This window comes from Faecalibacter rhinopitheci, from assembly GCF_015234135.1.
Lineage (GTDB): Bacteria > Bacteroidota > Bacteroidia > Flavobacteriales > Weeksellaceae > Empedobacter > Empedobacter rhinopitheci.
The window spans coordinates 1-2,883 of sequence record NZ_JADGIK010000028.1 but is presented as its reverse complement, the minus strand read 5'-3'; the positions used below and the strand labels follow the sequence as shown (position 1 = coordinate 2,883).

Genomic DNA, 2,883 nt, shown 5'->3' with positions numbered 1-2,883 from the left:
GTATAACAAGGGTTTGGCGCAATGGCGGGTTAAGTGCAAAATTTAAAGTTTTGGATTTCTATTCCGCAAAAAGCCAATTATATTGACTTTTTTCTTAAATTTATTCAATTAATTGGCTTTTGCTTACTGTGTCGCTAAATTGAAACTTTTCGCTTCAATTTCCGCCACTGACGCCAAGCCCCGAAACGTTAGCAGAAAGTTCCTCCTACGATATGGTTAAAAAAAAGGTACTAGAAAAATTAAGTAACACAGAACTAGAAAAATATATTAAACCCGAAAGTAGATTTGTTTTTGAAGCAGTTGAAATCGCATACGAAATATTGCAATCTAGAGGAAGAAAATTTACTGAAACAGAAAATGAACAAATTCATAATTTAATTCAAACCAAAAAAGATAGCGAACCAAAATATGAAGAATATAAAAATAATGGTTGGGATAAAAATTATACCGAAGATGTAAATGCAATCGAATTGTATACCAATAAACTAATTTGGATTTATTGTTTACTTCTTGGAGTCATTTTTGGTTCTTTTTTACAGGTTTACAATTTTATCAAATTAAAACAAACCAAAGCAGCTGTAATAACTTTAATATTTGGAATTGTGTATTCTACTTTACAAGTAATAACACTGAATTACATTGGTGATGTAGAATACGGAAGATATTCTTTACGAATATTTCTCTCTGGACTTGGAGCACTTGGATTAATAGCTATTAAAGAAAATTTATTTAAGGATACGACTGAATATCGAGCAAAATCAATTGCTATACCTGTAATTATAGCAGTATTAATACACATTTATTTAATCTATACAATCTTTTTTGAATCTTAAAAAACCTTCTGCTAACATAGTATTTCGCGAAAAAACGGGCTGAAAGTAAACTTTCATCCCATCATTTTCCACTCGCAAAATTGCTTTTCTAAAAACTTCAACTTAAATTAGTTTTAGAAAAGAGCAATTTGCTTGAACGGAAGAACTTGAACTTCGTTCAATTTCTCTCCCGTTCTTCGCAAATACTCGGCTCGTTAGCTGCAAGTTTTAAAAATTCATCAATGAAAAATCTACTTTATTTAATCATAATTTGTTTCCCTAAACTAATATTTTGTCAAAGCAATGATGAAATTATTCTGAAATGGAAAATATCAAAAAATGATACGATTATTTATAACACAAAAATGAATTCTATTTCGAAGAATGATAGAACTATTTACGAAAAGGATTCTATTCATAATTCTTTCAATCAATTAAAAGAATCACTAAATCAAATAAATTCTAATTTAAAATATCAAACTAAACTTTTTGAAAATTCTAAAAATATAAATCACATTGATATTGAAATTTCAATGATAGAAGATAATTCAAAAATATCTAATGAAGAGTTAGATAAAATGATTAAAAAATTAGATAAGAAGAATAAAAAATCTAAGAAAAATGAGATTGAAGAGAAAGAATCTATTCTAAATGATTTCACTAACAATTTTGTAAACTCATTCAAAAATAATGTTGTTCTAAGAGGTCGTATTTCAAAAAGTGGAGAAATAATCAGTAATTACTACAAAAATGCTCAAAAAAATTTAATTTCAATTTTATTTGAACTTCCAAATAAGCCAGTTAAAGTTGGTGAATCTTGGTCACTAAACAACAACTTAATACAAATGGATCATAATTTTATAGCAGATAGTATTAATAGTTCTAATAAAATATATGTTGAAAAAATTATTGAACAAAATGGAGAGAAAATTGCTATCATCAAATATAATATTTATGAATATGTTGATGGAAATTATAGTAATCCATTTGGTTCAACGTTTGGAATGAAAAACAATGAACACATTTTTATGAAAACTACTTATTCTGCAACTGGACATTTTTCATTAACTAAAGGTAAATGGAGAATTTACGAAGGAATTATGGAAATCGATAGTAATTTTTCAATGATTAATGGAAAGACAATTACTGAATATAAACTAATCGAAAAATAAAACCTGCATCTAACACAGTATTTGCGAAAAACGGGCTGAAAATAAACTTTCATCCCATTATTTTCCGCTCGCAAAATTGCTTTTCTTAAAACAATAAACTAATTTAGTTTCAGAAAAGAGCAATTTGCTTGAACGGACGAACTTGAACTTCGTTCAATTTCTCTCCCGTTCTTCGCAAATACTCGGCTCGTTATACAACATTTTTCATTAACACTACCTATAATGAGACTAATAGTAGATTTATTAGGAAACAGACACAAAGATTTATTTTTAAAATTTGATATATTCCCTACAAACGAATTGAAGATTATCGATAGTTACTATTGGTCAGATTTTTTAAATATTAACTTAGAAAATTTTGAAGAATATTCAGATGAAAAGTCTTCACAAATAATAGCAACCGAAATAATTAATTATTGGAAAAGTATTTTTGAAAATCTTGAGAAAAATGAAATTAAATACTTTCCTATAGACTTATCTGATGAGTATGTATCAGTATTTCAAATCAAAAAACATAAATTAGGAATTCAATTTGAAGAATTTATTACTCAAAAATTTTCTGGTTGGAACTTCAATAAAAGTGATCTATTAGAAAATTTTGATATAGAATCATTACAGCCTACTAAAACTAAATTTTCAATCTCAGAACAAAATATTATAGATGGCTTAAATTGGAGTTTAAAAAATTTAAAAAACGTCGTATAACATGAACTGTGTAAAAAACCAAGTTTTTTAAGCAATTTTTACAACAAAATTTTCATGGTAAAATGTTTTATTTTTTACCACTCCAAATACCAATTTAAGCAGCTTATTGCACACAGCGATTAACGCTGCTTTTTTGTTCTTTCCTTTCTCTACTAATCGATCATATAATGCACGACAATAACCATTACTTTTCT

At 27.0% G+C, this 2,883-nt stretch carries 3 protein-coding genes; all 3 read left to right on the top strand.

Translation table 11 applies throughout. The annotated features are described in order from the left end of the window. Window positions 1-212 precede the first annotated feature (212 nt). On the top strand, window positions 213-833 hold the full coding sequence (locus IM532_RS13520) for a hypothetical protein (RefSeq protein ID WP_194184024.1): 621 nt from the start codon (window positions 213-215) through the stop codon (window positions 831-833). Between the two features lie 221 nt (window positions 834-1,054). Continuing rightward, window positions 1,055-1,984 carry a hypothetical protein gene (locus IM532_RS13515; RefSeq protein ID WP_194184023.1) on the top strand — a complete coding sequence of 310 codons (930 nt, stop codon included), beginning with the start codon at window positions 1,055-1,057 and terminating at the stop codon, window positions 1,982-1,984. Between the two features lie 222 nt (window positions 1,985-2,206). Continuing rightward, window positions 2,207-2,689 carry a hypothetical protein gene (locus tag IM532_RS13510; RefSeq protein ID WP_194184022.1) on the top strand — a complete coding sequence of 161 codons (483 nt, stop codon included), beginning with the start codon at window positions 2,207-2,209 and terminating at the stop codon, window positions 2,687-2,689. Window positions 2,690-2,883: the final 194 nt, after the last annotated feature.

Excerpts from the sequence above, each read along its gene's own strand:
- IM532_RS13520 (WP_194184024.1), top strand. The coding sequence starts at position 213 with ATGGTTAAAAAAAAGGTACTAGAAAAATTAAGTAACACAGAACTAGAA.
- IM532_RS13515 (WP_194184023.1), top strand. The coding sequence starts at position 1,055 with ATGAAAAATCTACTTTATTTAATCATAATTTGTTTCCCTAAACTAATA.
- IM532_RS13510 (WP_194184022.1), top strand. The coding sequence starts at position 2,207 with ATGAGACTAATAGTAGATTTATTAGGAAACAGACACAAAGATTTATTT.